We start from the raw sequence: 15,380 nt of genomic DNA, 5'->3' as shown, positions 1-15,380 counted from the left end.
GGTGCGGTGCACCCCGGGCGGCAGTGGGGCAGCGGTGCGGCGCCGGCTCAGAAGGTGAGCTTCCAGCTGTTGATGTAGCCCGTGTCGTAGCGCGCCACGTCCTGCACCCGCAGCTTCCAGGTGCCGTTCGCCACCTCGCTGGAGGCGTTGACGGTGTACGTGGTCTGGACGTTGTCCGCCGAGTCCGAACCGCTCGAGTTCTTCAGGCGGTACGCGGTCCCGTCCGGGGCCAGCAGGTCGATGACCAGGTCACCGCGCCAGGTGTGGACGATGTCCACGCCGACCTTGAGGGTCGAGGGCGCGTTGCCCGTGCGGCCCGTGACGTTGATCGAGGACGTCACCGCGGCGCCGGCGTCCGGGATGGACACGTCGGCCGTGTTCTCGAAGACCGTGCCCGGGTCCGGGTCGCCGCCGGGACGTGCGCCGACGTTGATGCCGGCCCAGGCATCGGTGACCGACTTGACCTCGGCGCTGCTCGCGCCGTACAGCTCCGTCGCCACGGCGATGGTGCCGGTGCGGGCACCCGCGTAGTCCGTGCGGGAGTTGAACTTCGTGGTGAGCGCCTTGAACCAGATCAGCGCCGCCTTCTCGCGGCCGATCCCGGTCACCGGCAGGCCGTCGGAGGTCGGCGAGTCGTAGTTCACGCCGTTGACGGTCTTGGCCCCGCTGCCCTCGGAGAGCAGATAGAACCAGTGGTTCGCCGGGCCCGAGGAGTAGTGGACGTCGATGTTGCCGATACCGGAGTACCAGTAGTCCTTGGACGAGCCGTCCCTGCTGGGCTTGTCCATGTAGCGCAACGGGGTGCCGTTGCCGCGGATGTCGATCTTCTCGCCGACGAGGTAGTCGCCGACGTCCTTGGTGTTGTTGGCGTAGAACTCGACAGCCGCGGCGAAGATGTCGGAGGTGGCCTCGTTGAGGCCGCCGGACTCGCCGCTGTAGACCAGGCCGGCCGTGTTGGACGTGAGGCCGTGCGTCATCTCGTGCGCGGCAACGTCGATCGACGTGAGCGGCTTGGTGTTGTTGGCGCCGTCGCCGTAGGTCATGCAGAAGCAGGAGTCGGACCAGAAGGCGTTGACGTACGCGTTGCCGTAGTGGACGCGCGAGTACGCGCCGACGCCGTCGCCGCGGATGCCGCTGCGGCCGTACACGTTCTTGAGGTAGTCCCAGGTGAGGGCCGCGCCGTAGTGCGCGTCGGCGCCGGCGGTCTCGGCGTTCTGCGGGGTGCCGTCGCCCCAGATGTCGTCCGGGCCGGAGAACAGCGTGCCGGTGCCGGACGTACCCCGGTTGAGGTTGTACGTCTTGTGGTTGCCGCGTCCGGTGTCCGTCAGCGTGTACGACGGCGCCGTGCCGAGCGTGACCTGGCCGCTGTACTGGGTGTTGCCCGTCCCGTTGTGAACCGCCTGGCGCTCGAAGAGCTTCTCACCCGTGGTGGCGTCGGTGATGACGTGCAGCTCGTTGGGCGTGCCGTCGTGCTGGAGTCCGCCGACGACCGTCTCGTACGCCAGCGTCGGCTTGCCGTCCGTCAGCCAGATGACCTTGCGCGGTGCGCGCTCGGCCCCGGTCTCGGCGGACCCCTCCGCCCTGGCCTCGCTCACCGCCTGCTTCTCGGCCGTGGCCGGAGCGATGTCGGCGCTGGTGTCGACGTTCTTCAGGGCAGCCCTCGACGCTTTGGTGACGGACTGCGTGGCGCCCGCCGCGCTCTGGGACACCACGAGGTCGCCGCCGAGGACCGGCAGCCCCGCGTAGGTGCGCTCGTAGCGGGTGTGGGTGGTGCCGTCGCGGTCCTGGACGACGTCCCGGACGACGAGCTTCTCCTGGGCCCCGAGGCCGAGTTCCTTCGCGGTGGCGGCCGTGGTGGCGGTCGCCTCGCGGATCAGCTCCGCACGCTGGGCGGGGGAGAGGTTCTTGGGCAGCGCGCCGGGGTCGGCCTGGCCCGCCTTCGCCGCGGCGGGTGCCGCCGCGGGCTGGGCGGCCGAGGGGCCGGCCTGGAAACCGACCGCGAGAAGCGCGGCGGTGGTGATGAGGGCTCCCGTCGCGGTGGCGCGACGGCGATGCGTGGGTCTCACGCGGACTCCTTTTGCGAGGGGGGTACCGGCCGCTGGGTGTGCGGCCGGGCAGGGCAAACAGAGCTGGCGGAGCGAGGACAGCGAAGAGAGCGAAGAGAGCTGCGGAGCACGGTGCGCGCGGAACGGGGGAAGAGTGGCACCGGCGGCGGCCTTATGACAGGGGCGCGTCAAGAAGTTGGCCGGAAATCGTCCGTTGCCCGAAAAGTCATGTTCGGTGAGCGGACGTTTCGGCGGGGCCACCGCCCATGCGTGGCCATCCGCCCTGAGGGCACCCGGCCGATATGACCAGGGCCAATGAAGAGGTCGAGGCGCTGCTCCAGGAGTACGCCGACCTCATCACGATCACCGGCGGCGACGCCTTCAAGGCGCGCGCCTACGAGAAGGCCGCCCGTGCCGTCGGAGGCTTCCCCGCCGACGTCTCGAAGCTCGACCTCAAAGGGCTGAAAGAGATCCCCAACGTGGGGAAGTCGATCGCCGAGAAGGTCGTCGAGTACCTCCGGACCGGTCAGGTCTCCACCATCGAGGAGGCCAGGGCGTCGATCCCGGCCGGGGTGCGGGAGCTGATCACCATCCCCACACTCGGCCCCAAGAAGGCGATGGTCCTCTACGAGGAACTCGACATCTCATCGGTGGACCAGCTGCTCGACGCCATCCACCAGGAACGGCTGCGTGACCTGCGCGGATTCGGCGAGAAGACCGAGGAGAACATCCTCCACGGCATCGGACTCATGCAGAAGGCCGGCGGGAGCGGCCGCATCCTCATCAACGCCGCGATGGACGTCGCCGAACAGATCGTCGCCGAGCTGTCCGCGGTCACCGGCTGCAAGGGGTGCACCTACGCAGGGTCGCTGCGCCGGATGAAGGAGACCATCGGGGACATCGACATCCTGGTGGCCGCCGCGCGGTCGGCACCCTTCATGGAGGCCGTCGGCCGCCTGCCGCACACGGCCGAGGTCATCGCCGGCGGGGAGAAGAAGACCTCCATCCGCACCACCAAGGGACTCCAGGTCGACCTGCGGGTCCTGCCGCCCGACTCATGGGGAGCGGGACTGCAGTACTTCACCGGCTCCAAGGCCCACAACATCCGCACCCGCGAGATCGCGGTGCGCCACAAGCTCAAGCTCTCCGAGTACGGGCTCTTCCACGCCAAGAACGGCAGGAAGATCACCTCGGAGGACGAGGGGGACATCTACGCCCGGCTCGGCCTGCCCTGGATCCCGCCGCCCCTGCGCGAGGACCGCGGCGAGATCGCCGCCGGACTGCGCGGTGAACTCCCCGAGCTGCTGACCGACCGCGACATCCGGGGCGACCTCCACACCCACACCGACCTCACCGACGGGCTCGCCCCGCTGGAGGACATGATCGCCGCCGCCGCGGACCTCGGCTACGCCTACTTCGCGATCACCGACCACGCCCCCAACCTCGCCATGCAGCGGATGACCGCCGAGAAGATGCTCGCGCAGCGCGAGCGCGTACGGGAACTCGACCGCAGGCACCACGGAATGCGGCTGCTGCACGGCACCGAACTCAACATCGGGCCGGAGGGCGAAGTGGACTGGCCCGACGAATTCCTGGCCGGGTTCGACCTGTGCGTGGCCTCGGTCCACTCGCACTTCAACCAGAACCGCCGCGAACTCACCCGGCGGCTGCTGCGCGCCTGCGAGAACCCGCACGTCGCCGTCATCGGCCACCCCACCACCCGGCTGCTCGGCAAACGGCCCGGCATCGACGCCGACTTCGACGCCGTATTCGAGGCGTGTGCCCGGACGGGCACCGCCCTGGAGATCAACTCCCATCCGGAACGGCTCGATCTCAGCGACGAGGAGATCCTGCGCGCCAAGCGGTACGGGGTGAAGTTCGCCGTCGACTCCGACGCACACTCCACCACGCACCTGCCCTACATGCGCTACGGCGTCGGCACGGCCCAGCGGGGCTGGCTCACCAAGGACGACGTCATCAACGCATGGCCGCTGACGAAGCTGCGCCGCTTCCTGCGCGGCGGCACCTAGGGGGTGTCTCGCCGATCTTGCCGGGCTCCCGGCGTCTGGCACCGCGCCTCGCCGCGTTGTCGTCGGTCGCCGACGCTCCGCGTCGCCTCCCTCCTCCGCCTTGCGATGCACGGCACCAGACGCCGCTCGCTGATCCGGCCTGATCGACAAGACACCCCCTAGGGGCTGTCCGGCGGATCAGGGCCGGAAAGACCCTAGCCCTCCCGGCACGGCGTCAGCCCACCACACTGTCCCGCCACGCCTTGTGCAGACCGGAGAACCGGCCCTCGCCGCCGATCAGTTCGGCGGGCGGCCCGTCCTCGACGATCCGCCCCCGCTCCATCACCAGCACCCGGTCCGCGATCTCCACCGTCGAGAGCCGATGCGCGATCACGACGGCCGTACGCCCCCGCAGCACGGTGTCCATCGCGCGCTGCACGGCCCGCTCACCGGGAATGTCCAGGGAGCTCGTCGCCTCGTCGAGGATCACCACCGCCGGATCGGCGAGCAGCGCACGCGCGAAGGCCACCAGCTGGCGCTGGCCCGCGGAGATGCGCCCGCCCCGCTTGCGAACGTCGGTGTCGTAGCCCTCCGGCAGCGAGGCGATGAAGTCGTGCGCCCCGATCGCCTTCGCCGCCTGCTCGATCTCCGCGCGGGTCGCATCGGGGCGGCCGATCGCGATGTTCTCCGCGACCGTGCCGGAGAACAGGAACGCCTCCTGCGTCACCATCACCACCCCGCGGCGCAGTTCCGGCACGGCCAGGTCGCGCAGATCCGTCCCGTCGAGCAGCACCCGGCCCTCGGTGGGGTCGTAGAAGCGGGCCAGCAGCTTGGCGAGCGTCGACTTGCCCGCACCCGTCGAGCCGACGACGGCGACCGTCTGGCCGGCCGCGATGGTCAGGTCGAAGCGCGGCAGGACCTCGCCGCCCGTCCGGTACCCGAAGCCGACCCGCTCGAAGACCACCTCGCGGCCGGGACGACCGCCGGCGCGCACCGGCAGCTCGCGCGGCCGCGCCGGCTCCGGCACGGACGGGACCTGCGCCAGCAGGCCGGCGATCTTCTCCAGCGACGCGGCCGCCGACTGGTAGGAGTTGAGGAACATGCCGAGCCGGTCGATCGGGTCGTACAGCCGCCGCAGGTACAGCACAGCAGCCGCCAGCACACCCAGCGCCAGCGTCCCCGACGCGACCCGGTAGGCGCCCCACAGTACGATCCCGGCCACCGCCGTGTTGGCCACCAGCCGCGAACCGACCACGTAGCGCGCCATCTCCAGCAGCGCGTCGCCGTTGCTGCGCGCGTGGTGCTCGTTCAGTACGCGGAAGGCGGCGTCGTTGGTCCGCTCGCGGCGGAAGGCGCGCACCGGCCGGATGCCGTTCATCGTCTCCGCGAACTTCACGATGACCGCGGCGATCGCCGTCGACCGCCGCATGAACACAGACTTCGCACGCCGCCGGTAGAGCCGCACCAGCAGGTACAGCGGCACGAAGGAGAGCACCGCCAGGCCGCCGAGGCCCACGTCCAGCCACAGCAGCATGGCCGAGATGAAGACGAAGGCGAGGACGACCCCGATGAGCTCCTGCAGCCCCTCGCTCAGCAGCTCCCGCAAGGACTCGACGTCCGTGGTGGACCGCGAGATCAGGCGCCCAGAGGTGTAGCGCTCGTGGAAGTCCACGCTCAGCGCCTGCGCATGGCGGAAGATACGGCCCCGCAGGTCGAGCAGCACGTCCTGGTTGACGCGCGCGGAGGAGCGGATGAAGGCGTACTGGAGGAGGCCCGCCGCGAGCGCGCACACCGCGTACCCGGCACCGACGGCGATCAGCGGCCCGTGGTCGCCCGCCCGGAAGGCGGGCACGCCGCGGTCGATGGCGTACGCGACGAGCAGCGGACCGGCCTGGACCGTCGCCTGCTGGAGCAGCAGAAGCACCGCCGCGAGCACCACGCGCGCGCGGCGTGGCGCGAGCAGCGAGCGCAGCAGGGCCCCGGTCGCCCCCTTGGGCGCGGGCAGCGCGTCCCGGTCGAAGGGGTCGTCCGCGTCGCCGGACCGCGCGGCCGGCTGCCCGGCGCGGCCGGGGCCCGGGGGGCCGGCGGCCGCTTCGCTCTCCGTCCCGGGAGCCGCCGGGCCGGGGCCCGGGGTACCGTCCTCGGCGGCACTTGCCCTGCCCCGCCGGCCACCGGCTCCGGCACTTGAGTCCCGGACCGGCGTTCCGGTCGTCCCGGCCTCCGTGTCCGCGCCGCCGGAAGCGGTGGGTTCTTCGGGCACGGCAGCCACCGGGCCCGCGGCCGCCCCGGCCGCCGCGGGGTACGTGAAGGACGCCGGGCCTGCGGCCGCGTCCGCATTAGTCGTCTTGGCGCCGACCGGACGTGCCGGCCCGCCCGCGGCGTCCAGGGCGGGATCCGGTGTCCCGTTCGGGTCCTGTGCCGGGCCCGTTGTCGAACCCGTCGTCACCGGGCCCTCCCTTCCGCGCCCGTGGCGCTCGTCGTGGCGTCCGGGGCGGGGCCGTCGGGCGCGCGCGTGCCCGACATCAGCCAGGCGTACTCCCCGTTCGTCCGCAGCAGTTCGTGGTGGGTGCCCACCGCCGTGATCCGGCCGCCGGACAGCAGCGCGACCCGGTCGGCGAGCATCACCGTCGACGGGCGGTGCGCCACCACCAGGGCAGTCGTGCCCTCCAGCACCCGGCGCAGCGCCGCCTCCACCAGCGCCTCGGTGTGGACGTCGAGCGCCGAGAGCGGGTCGTCGAGCACCAGGAAGCGCGGCCGCCCGACGACCGCGCGGGCGAGCGCCAGCCGCTGGCGCTGACCGCCGGACAGGCTCAGGCCCTGCTCGCCGACCTGCGTGTCCGCGCCGTCCGGCAGGTCGTCGACGAAGCCCGCCTGCGCCACCTCCAGCGCGCGCCGCACATCCGCGTCCGTCGCGCCCCCCGCGCCCATCAGCACGTTCTCGCCGACGCTCGCCGAGAACAGCGTCGGCTCCTCGAAGGCGACGGACACCAGCTCGCGCAGCCGCTCGCGGGGCAGCGCCGTGATGTCCTGCCCGTCGAGCGTGATGCGCCCGTCCGTGACGTCGTACAGCCGCGGCACCAGCGTCGTGAGCGTGGTCTTGCCGCTGCCGGTGCCGCCGACGAGCGCCATCGTCTCGCCGGCGCGCACATGCAGGTCGACGCGCGCGAGGACGGGCGGGGTGCCCTCGGGAGCGTCGGGGTAGCGGAACGCGACGCCCTCGAAGCGCAGTCCGTCCCCTTCGCCGGGCGCCGCCGCCGGGGCGTCCGCGTGCGTCTCCCGCTCCTCCGGGGCGTCCAGCACCTCGAAGTACCGGTCGGCCGCGGTGGCCGCCTCCTGGCTCACCGCCAGCAGGAAGCCGATCGACTCCACCGGCCAGCGCAGCGCCAGCGCGGTCGACAGGAACGCCACCAGCGTGCCCGCCGTCAGCTCGCCGTCCGCGACCTGGACCGTGCCCAGCACGAGCGCCGCGCCGATCGCCAGCTCCGGGACCACCGTGATGACTGCCCAGATCCCGCCGAGCAGCCGGGCCTTGCCCAGCTCCGTGCCGCGCAGCCGCTCCGACAGAGCCCGGAACGCCTCCGCCTGACTGCGGTGCCGGCCGAAGCCTTTGACGACACGGATGCCGAGCACGCTCTCCTCCACGACCGTGGTCAGGTCGCCGACCTGGTCCAGCGCGCGGCGGGCCACGAGCGAGTACCGCGTCTGGAACAGGAAGCACGCGACGACGAGCGGCACGATCGGCGCGAGCAGCACCAGACCGAGGGTCCACTGCTGCTGGAGCAGGATCACGAAACCGACCAGGATCGTCGTCCCGTTGACGAGGAGGAACGTCAGCGGGAAGGCCAGGAACATCCGCAGCAGCATCAGGTCCGTGGTGCCCCGGGACAGCAGCTGCCCCGACGCCCACCGGTCGTGGAAGGCGACGGGCAGGCGCTGGAGATGCCGGAAGAGATCGGCCCGCATCGCCGCCTCCACCCCCGCCAACGGCCGGGCGACCAGCCACCGCCGGAAGCCGAACAGCGCCGCCTCCGCGACTCCGAGGAGGAGCAGCAGCAGCGCCCCGGTCCACACCCCGCCCGGATCGCCGCCGGCCACCGGGCCGTCCACGATCCACTTGAGTACCAGAGGGATGACAAGGCTCAGACAGGAGGCCAGTATCGCGACGAACGCCGCGCTGAACAGCCGGGTGCGCACCGGCCGCACATAGGGCCACAGCCGCAGCAGCGAGCGCACGGCGGATCGCTCGGACGAAGGACCGGGGGCGACGGGTGGTGTGGGCATCAGGGGCGAGCCTACGGTTCGCCACTGACAGCCCTCATGCCGTTTTCCGGTGACACGCGGAAGCCGCGGAACTGTGCCGGACGGCCCGGATCAGGTCCGCACGCGCAGCAGCAGCACGCACCGGGCGGGCACCCGCACCACCGAACCCCCCGCGTGCACCGTCCCCGGCGGCCGGCCCTGCTTCTCCAGCGAGGTGTCCACCACCACCTCGTACGCCTCGGCCCACGGCGGTCCGGGCAGCCGGAAGTCCACCGGCTCGCCCGCCGCGTGCAGGACCGTCAGGAAGCTGTCGTCCGTCACCTGCGCCCCGCGCGCGTCCCGCCCCGGGATGTCGCGGCCGGACAGGTAGAGCGCAAGCGTCGCCGAGGGCGCGTACCAGTCGCCCTCGGTCATCTCCGTGCCCTGCGGAGTGAACCAGGCCAGGTCCCGCAGTCCGTCCGGCGCCTGCGGGCGGCCGGAGAAGAACGCGCGCCGGCGCAGCACCGGATGGGCGTGCCGCAGCGCGAGCAGCCGCCGCGTCAGCTCCAGCAGCCCGCGCCCGGTCTCCTGCTCCGGCAGGGTCCAGTCCACCCAGCTGACCTCGTTGTCCTGGCAGTACGCGTTGTTGCTGCCGCCCTGGGTGCGGCCCATCTCGTCACCGGCCACCAGCATCGGCACACCGGTCGACAGCAGCAGCGTGGTCAGCAGGTTGCGCAACTGCCTGCGGCGCAGCGCGTTGATTGCCGGGTCGTCCGTCTCGCCCTCGGCGCCGCAGTTCCACGACCGGTTGTCGTGGGTGCCGTCCCGGTTGCCCTCGCCGTTGGCCTCGTTGTGCTTGTGCTCGTAACTGACCAGGTCGCGCAGGGTGAAACCGTCGTGTGCCGTGACGAAGTTGATCGACGCGTACGGGCGGCGCCCGCCCCAGGCGTACAGGTCGCTGGAGCCCGACAGGCGGTAGCCGAGGTCCCGTACGTCGTGCAGCGCGCCGCGCCAGAAGTCCCGCACGGAGTCGCGGTATCGGTCGTTCCACTCCGTCCACAGCGGGGGGAACGCGCCCACCTGGTACCCGCCGTTGCCGACGTCCCACGGCTCGGCGATCAGCTTCACCCGCCGCAGCACCGGGTCCTGGGCGATGACGGCGAGGAAGGGGGACAGCATGTCGACGTCGTGCATGGAGCGGGCGAGCGCGGCCGCCAGGTCGAAGCGGAAGCCGTCGACACCCATCTCGGTCACCCAGTACCGCAGCGAGTCGGTGATCAGCCGCAGCACATGGGGCTGCACCACGTGCAGGGTGTTGCCGCAGCCCGTGTAGTCCGCGTACCGCCGCGCATCGGACTGGAGGCGGTAATAACCGCGGTTGTCGATGCCCCGCAGGGACAGCATCGGGCCCAGCTCGCCCGCCTCCGCCGTGTGGTTGTAGACCACGTCGAGGATGACCTCGATCCCCGCGGCGTGCAGCGCCCGCACCATCCGCTTGAACTCGCCGACCTGCTGCCCGGCCGTGCCGGATGCCGCGTACGCGCCGTGCGGGGCGAAGTAGCCGATGGAGTTGTACCCCCAGTAGTTGACGAGCCCGCGCCGCAGCAGATGGTCCTCGTGCGCGAACTGGTGCACGGGCAGCAGCTCCACCGCCGTCACCCCGAGGCCCACGAGGTGTTCGATCGCGGCCGGGTGCGCGAGTCCCGCGTACGTGCCCCGCAGCTCCTCGGGGATGCCGGGGTGCAGCTTGGTGAAGCCGCGTACGTGCAGTTCGTAGATGACCGAGTCCGCCCACGGCGTCTTCGGCCTGCGGTCGTCCATCCACTCGTCGCCGTCCGCGTCGTCGTGGACCACGACGCCCTTGGGCACGAACGGGGCCGAGTCCCGGTCGTCGCGCACGGTGTCGGCGACATGCTGCTGCGGCCAGTCCCGCACGTGCCCGTAGACCGCCGGTGGCAGCCCGAAGTCGGCGTAGTCCCCGTCCACCGCGCGGGCGTACGGATCGAGCAGCAGCTTCGCCGGATTCCAGCGGGCCCCGGTCCACGGGTCCCAGCGGCCGTGCACGCGGTAGCCGTACCGCTGGCCTGCTCCCGCTCCCGGCACGAAACCGTGCCAGATCCCGTGCGTCAGCTCCGCCAGGGGCACCCGCGTCTCGGTGGCCGCAGGCCCCGGGCCGTCGAACAGGCACAGCTCGACGGCCTCGGCCCCGCCCGCCCACAGCGCGAAGTTGGTGCCCGCGACCCCGTCGGGACCCACCCGGTACCGCGCCCCCAGCGGGGTCGGCGCCCCCGGCCAGGCGGGCGCGGCGCGCACCGGGGCGGCGCGGCCCTCCGCGCCGGGCGTCGCCGAAGGCGCACGCGGCGGGCCGCCCCGTACTCCTTCGTCCACCGTCTCCTGCTCGGCTGCGCTCGACACCTGTCGGCCTCCCGCGGCTCGTCGGGCCTGCCGGAAGGGCCCTTCCGGCACGAGGCTGTCCGGCGGCGACGCCGGACAGCCCCACCGGGCCGCCGCGGCGTCCCTTCCGCTGCGGCCCTCGTACGGTCCTTTCACCATTTCTGCCCGCGCGGCACTCGTCCCAACATCGCCCCGTGTCCACGTTGCCCCCGGAGGGGGCCCGTCGTTGGTCGGTACGTGAGACATGTACTGAAGTGGGCAGGGCGGTGCGCGGCCCTCGCGGTGGCCGGAGCAGGACTCGTCGCGGGGCTCGCCGGCTGCACCGGCGGGACTCTCGACATCGGCAGCAAGCCACGGGCACCCGAGGACACGATCCGGGTGACACCGGGGGACGGCGCCCAGGGCGTCAGCCCCGATACGCCGCTGCTGGTCAAATTGCCCAGCGGACGGCTGGAGCGGGTGAAGGTGACCCGGGTCGAGGCAGCGGGCCGCACCGAGGTGCCGGGTTCCGTCTCGGACGACGGCCTGCGCTGGGCCCCCATCGAGGGGACGCGGCTGCAGCTCGCCGCCAAGTACAGCGTCGACGTCGTCGCCCTGGACGCCCACGGGCGCCGCACGGCACGCCACACCACCTTCACCACGGCGGTCCCCGAACGCCACTTCATCGGGTACTTCAAACCGGAGAACCGTTCGACCGTCGGCACCGGAATGATCGTCTCCTTCACCTTCAACCGGCCGATCGAGAACCGCGCCGCCGTCGAGCGCGCCATCCGCGTCACCTCCTCGCCCGCGGTCGAGGTCGTCGGCCACTGGTTCGGCAAGGAGCGTCTCGACTTCCGGCCGCGCTCCTACTGGCAGCCGGGCACCGAGGTCACCGTCGACATGCGGCTGCGGGACGTGGCGGCCGCGCCCGGCATCTACGGCATCCAGCAGAAGACGATCACCTTCACCGTGGGCCGCTCCCAGGTCTCCACGGTCGACGCGGCGGCGCACACCATGCGGGTCGTGCGGGACGGGGCGCTGCTGGCGACCGTGCCCGTCACGGCCGGCGCGCCCAAGACGACGACGTACAACGGGAAGATGGTCGTCACCGAGATGTTCGACGTGACCCGGATGAACGGCGCGACGGTCGGCTTCACGAAGAAGGACGGCAAGGGCGAGTACGACATCAAGGACGTGCCGCACGCGATCCGCCTGACGACCTCCGGCACCTTCCTGCACGGCAACTACTGGGCCGCGCCCGAGACGTTCGGCTCGGCGAACGTCAGCCACGGCTGTGTGGGGCTGCGCGACGACAAGGGCGGCAGCAGCGAGTCGCCCGCGGGCTGGTTCTTCGACCGCACACTGATCGGCGACGTGGTCGAGGTGGTCAACTCCAAGGACAAGACGGTCGCTCCCGACAACGGGCTCGGCGGCTGGAACATGGACTGGCAGAGCTGGAAGGCGGGTTCGGCCCTGCAGTGACTTGGCGGGGCCATCCCGCGGCCGGTGATCCGGCCTCCGCGCCGCCCGCGCCGCCCCCTTTGACCCCTGGCGGCCGTTTCCCGTGCCTGTCCGATGGACAGGTTGGGACTGAACGGTGACATTCGTGGGGACTTTCGATGACCTGCGGTGTGATTTTCTGTCTGCGTGCGTGCGTGAGGCACGCGGGGGGTGCGGGCCGTGGCGGGGCCAGGCCGTGCTGAGGGGAGAACACGACAGTGAACGGGCAGCCGATATCGGGGGCATCGGCCGGGGCGGAGCGGCGGAGGTACGGGCGCGGGGGCGCCCGGGCGTCCGCGCTGGCGCTGGGGGCATTGCTGGTGCTGACGGCCTGTGGGGGCGGGGGTTCCGGCAAGGGCGGCGACGACAGTGCGGGCAAGAAGGACGGCGGGACCGTCGAGAACGCGGCCTCCCGGGCCGTGGTGACGATCGCGCCCAAGGACGGCGCCGAGGCCGTCGCAACGAGCGGTGCCCTGAAGGTCACCGCGGCGGACGGCAAGCTGACCGCGGTCACCGTGCAGGACGACAAGGGCACGCGAATAGACGGCCGGATCTCCGGCGACGGCACCACGTGGGAGCCGCTGCAGCATCTCGCGGGCTCCACCAAGTACAAGGTCCACGCGGTCGCGAAGGACTCCGACGGCCGCGAGTCGGCCAAGGACACCACCTTCACCACTCTCGTTCCGCAGAACACCTTCATCGGCCACTACACGCCGGAGGACGGTTCGACGGTCGGCGTGGGCATGCCGGTGTCCATCAACTTCACCCGGGGCATCACGAATCCCGCGGCCGTCGAGAAGGCCGTCAAGGTCACCGCCGAGCCGTCCGTGCCGATCGAGGGCCACTGGTTCGGCAACGACCGCCTCGACTTCCGCCCGGAGAAGTACTGGGCCGCGGGCACCAAGGTGACCGTGAAACTGAACCTGGACGGCGTCGAGGGCCGCCCCGGAGTCTACGGCAAGCAGGCGAAGAGCTTCTCGTTCACCATCGGACGCTCCCAGGTCTCCACCGTGGACGCGAGCGCCAAGACGATGAAGGTCGTGCGCGACGGCAAGGAGATCCGGAGCATCCCGATCACCGCGGGCGCGCCGTCGACCACCACGTACAACGGGCAGATGGTCATCAGCGAGAAGTACCAGGTGACCCGGATGAACGGCGCCACCGTCGGCTTCGGCGGCGAGTACGACATCAAGGACGTGCCGCACGCGATGCGCCTGTCCACCTCGGGCACCTTCATCCACGGCAACTACTGGGCGTCCGCGGGCACGTTCGGCTCGGCGAACGTCAGCCACGGCTGCGTGGGCCTGCGCGACGTGCGCGGCGCGTACGACAGGAACACCCCGGCGGCCTGGCTCTACAACAACTCGATCATCGGCGACGTGGTGATCGTGAAGAACTCCAAGGACAAGCAGATCGCCCCGGAGAACGGGCTGAACGGCTGGAACATGCCCTGGTCGGAGTGGATCGCCTAGCAGGCACCCGCGGGGCCCGGCGCTGTGAGGCTGTGCTTTTGGGGGGATCCCCCAAAGCCTCCATGCACCGGGCCCCGTGTCGTTAACGGCGGCTAACCTTCCCTCCATGACCGTTTCCCTCGAAGTCTCCGAAGGCGTCGGCACCATCCGACTGGACCGGCCCCCGATGAACGCTCTCGACATCGCCGTGCAGGACCGCCTGCGCGAGCTCGCCGAAGAGGCGACCCGGCGCGAGGACGTGCGCGCCGTGATCCTCTACGGCGGCGAGAAGGTGTTCGCGGCCGGCGCGGACATCAAGGAGATGCAGGCGATGGACCACACGGCGATGATCGTGCGCTCCCGTGCCCTGCAGGAGTCCTTCACCGCCGTCGCCCGTATCCCCAAGCCCGTCGTCGCCGCGGTCACCGGCTACGCGCTCGGCGGCGGTTGCGAGCTCGCGCTCTGCGCCGACTACCGGATCGCGGCCGAGGACGCCAAGCTCGGCCAGCCCGAGATCCTGCTCGGCCTGATCCCCGGTGCCGGCGGCACCCAGCGGCTGTCCCGCCTGATCGGCCCGTCCCGGGCCAAGGACCTGATCTTCACGGGCCGGATGGTCGCGGCGGACGAGGCGCTCACCCTCGGCCTGGTCGACCGGGTCGTCCCGGCCGCCGAGGTCTACGAGCAGGCCCGCGCCTGGGCGGCGAAGCTGGCCAAGGGCCCGGCGCTGGCGCTGCGCGCCGCGAAGGAGTCGGTGGACGCGGGCCTGGAGACGGACATCGAGACGGGCCTCGCGGTCGAACGGAACTGGTTCGCGGGCCTGTTCGCCACCGAAGACCGCGAGCGCGGCATGCGCAGCTTCGTCGAGGAGGGTCCGGGCAAGGCCAAGTTCCTCTGATACGGCTCCAGTTGGTCCGGACGCGGCACTTCGCGGCGCGCGTCAATCGCGTACGCGGATCGTCCGGGCTCGGGGGAGGGATTCCGTGCACCTCCGCCCGTGAGTGCCGCGCAACCCTTCGCGGGAGTGGCGTCTTTGCAGCTCAGGTGGGGTGTGCGTGGCCGAATGAGGCCAGAGGCATATGCCGGACGACCCCCCGGAATCAAGTATTCCGGGGGGCCTATTCCCGTGGAACGGCCACGAGGGCGGCTCTTTGCGGCCATGATGGTGACATGGCGGGCCTGGAGGGTGCGGGACAACCGCGGCAGCGCGCAAGCGCGATCGCCGCGCGGTGGATCCCGGCCGTGGACGACGAACAGGCGCTCAAGGCGCTGGAGTTGTACGGCAATCCGACGGAGGAGGAGGTCCGGCTGCCCTCGCGCCCCGAATCCGCGGGCACCGCGCGACGGCTCACCCAGTGCGTGGTGCTGCGCCAGTGGGCGCTGCCGGCCCAGACCTGCGAGCACGCGGTGCTGCTCGTCTCGGAGTTGGTGGGCAACGCGGTGCGGCACACGGGGGCCCGTGTCTTCGGTCTGCGGATGCTGCGCCGCCGCGGCTGGATCCGGATCGAGGTCCGCGACCCGTCGCGCGGACTGCCCTGCCTGATGCCGGTGCACGACATGGACACCAGCGGCCGCGGCCTGTTCCTCGTCGACACCCTCTCCGACCGCTGGGGCGTCGACCTGCTGCCGCGCGGCAAGACCACCTGGTTCGAGATGCGCGTCGTCGACCGCTGAGGCGGGTGGGCGGCCGCCCGCGGCATGCGGGCCGGACGCACAAAAGCCCCCGGAGGGGGCTTCTGTGGGAGCGCCGTGGATCGGGGGGG

At 71.6% G+C, this 15,380-nt stretch carries 9 protein-coding genes; 5 read left to right on the top strand and 4 right to left on the bottom strand.

Annotated features, from left to right (window positions below; all coding sequences use genetic code 11):
- Positions 1–47: 47 nt before the first annotated feature.
- Positions 48–2,066, bottom strand: a complete 2,019-nt coding sequence (locus tag ACF08N_RS17285; protein WP_392325463.1) for a M4 family metallopeptidase — start codon at positions 2,064–2,066, stop codon at positions 48–50.
- A gap of 281 nt (positions 2,067–2,347) precedes the next feature.
- Here ACF08N_RS17285 and polX point away from each other — a divergent pair, with 281 nt between their 5' ends.
- Entirely contained in the window at positions 2,348–4,075 is a 1,728-nt protein-coding gene (polX, locus tag ACF08N_RS17280) for a DNA polymerase/3'-5' exonuclease PolX (RefSeq protein ID WP_392325462.1), read from the top strand.
- Between the two features lie 214 nt (positions 4,076–4,289).
- Here polX and ACF08N_RS17275 read toward each other — a convergent pair whose 3' ends face one another.
- The 3 genes from ACF08N_RS17275 to glgX all read right to left on the bottom strand — a co-directional run bounded on the left by ACF08N_RS17275 (position 4,290) and on the right by glgX (position 10,708).
- A complete protein-coding gene (locus tag ACF08N_RS17275; protein WP_392325461.1) occupies positions 4,290–6,500 on the bottom strand; it encodes an ATP-binding cassette domain-containing protein in 2,211 nt (736 codons plus the stop codon).
- Complete coding sequence (locus tag ACF08N_RS17270) at positions 6,497–8,335, bottom strand: ABC transporter ATP-binding protein (RefSeq protein WP_392325460.1); 1,839 nt, start codon at positions 8,333–8,335, stop codon at positions 6,497–6,499. The genes ACF08N_RS17275 and ACF08N_RS17270 overlap by 4 nt, the downstream gene beginning before the upstream one ends.
- Positions 8,336–8,425: 90 nt before the next feature.
- On the bottom strand, positions 8,426–10,708 hold the full coding sequence (gene glgX / locus ACF08N_RS17265) for a glycogen debranching protein GlgX (RefSeq protein ID WP_392325459.1): 2,283 nt from the start codon (positions 10,706–10,708) through the stop codon (positions 8,426–8,428).
- 216 nt (positions 10,709–10,924) lie between these two features.
- Here glgX and ACF08N_RS17260 point away from each other — a divergent pair, with 216 nt between their 5' ends.
- The 4 genes from ACF08N_RS17260 (at position 10,925) to ACF08N_RS17245 (ending at position 15,291) form a co-directional block, all read left to right on the top strand.
- Positions 10,925–12,151: an Ig-like domain-containing protein gene (locus tag ACF08N_RS17260; protein ID WP_392325458.1), complete on the top strand. Its 1,227-nt coding sequence runs from the start codon at positions 10,925–10,927 to the stop codon at positions 12,149–12,151.
- A gap of 236 nt (positions 12,152–12,387) precedes the next feature.
- Positions 12,388–13,641 carry an Ig-like domain-containing protein gene (locus ACF08N_RS17255; RefSeq protein ID WP_392325457.1) on the top strand — a complete coding sequence of 418 codons (1,254 nt, stop codon included), beginning with the start codon at positions 12,388–12,390 and terminating at the stop codon, positions 13,639–13,641.
- 106 nt (positions 13,642–13,747) lie between these two features.
- Positions 13,748–14,515: an enoyl-CoA hydratase/isomerase family protein gene (locus ACF08N_RS17250; protein WP_392325456.1), complete on the top strand. Its 768-nt coding sequence runs from the start codon at positions 13,748–13,750 to the stop codon at positions 14,513–14,515.
- Positions 14,516–14,787: 272 nt separating this feature from the next.
- The gene (locus ACF08N_RS17245; RefSeq protein ID WP_392325455.1) at positions 14,788–15,291 is read left to right on the top strand and encodes an ATP-binding protein; all 504 of its coding nucleotides are present in this window, start codon (positions 14,788–14,790) and stop codon (positions 15,289–15,291) included.
- The last annotated feature ends 89 nt before the right edge of the window (positions 15,292–15,380 follow it).

This window comes from Streptomyces sp. NPDC015127 (assembly GCF_043080095.1).
Lineage (GTDB): Bacteria > Actinomycetota > Actinomycetes > Streptomycetales > Streptomycetaceae > Streptomyces.
The sequence above is the reverse complement of the archived record's forward strand: the minus strand, read 5'-3'. Positions and strand labels throughout refer to the sequence as shown.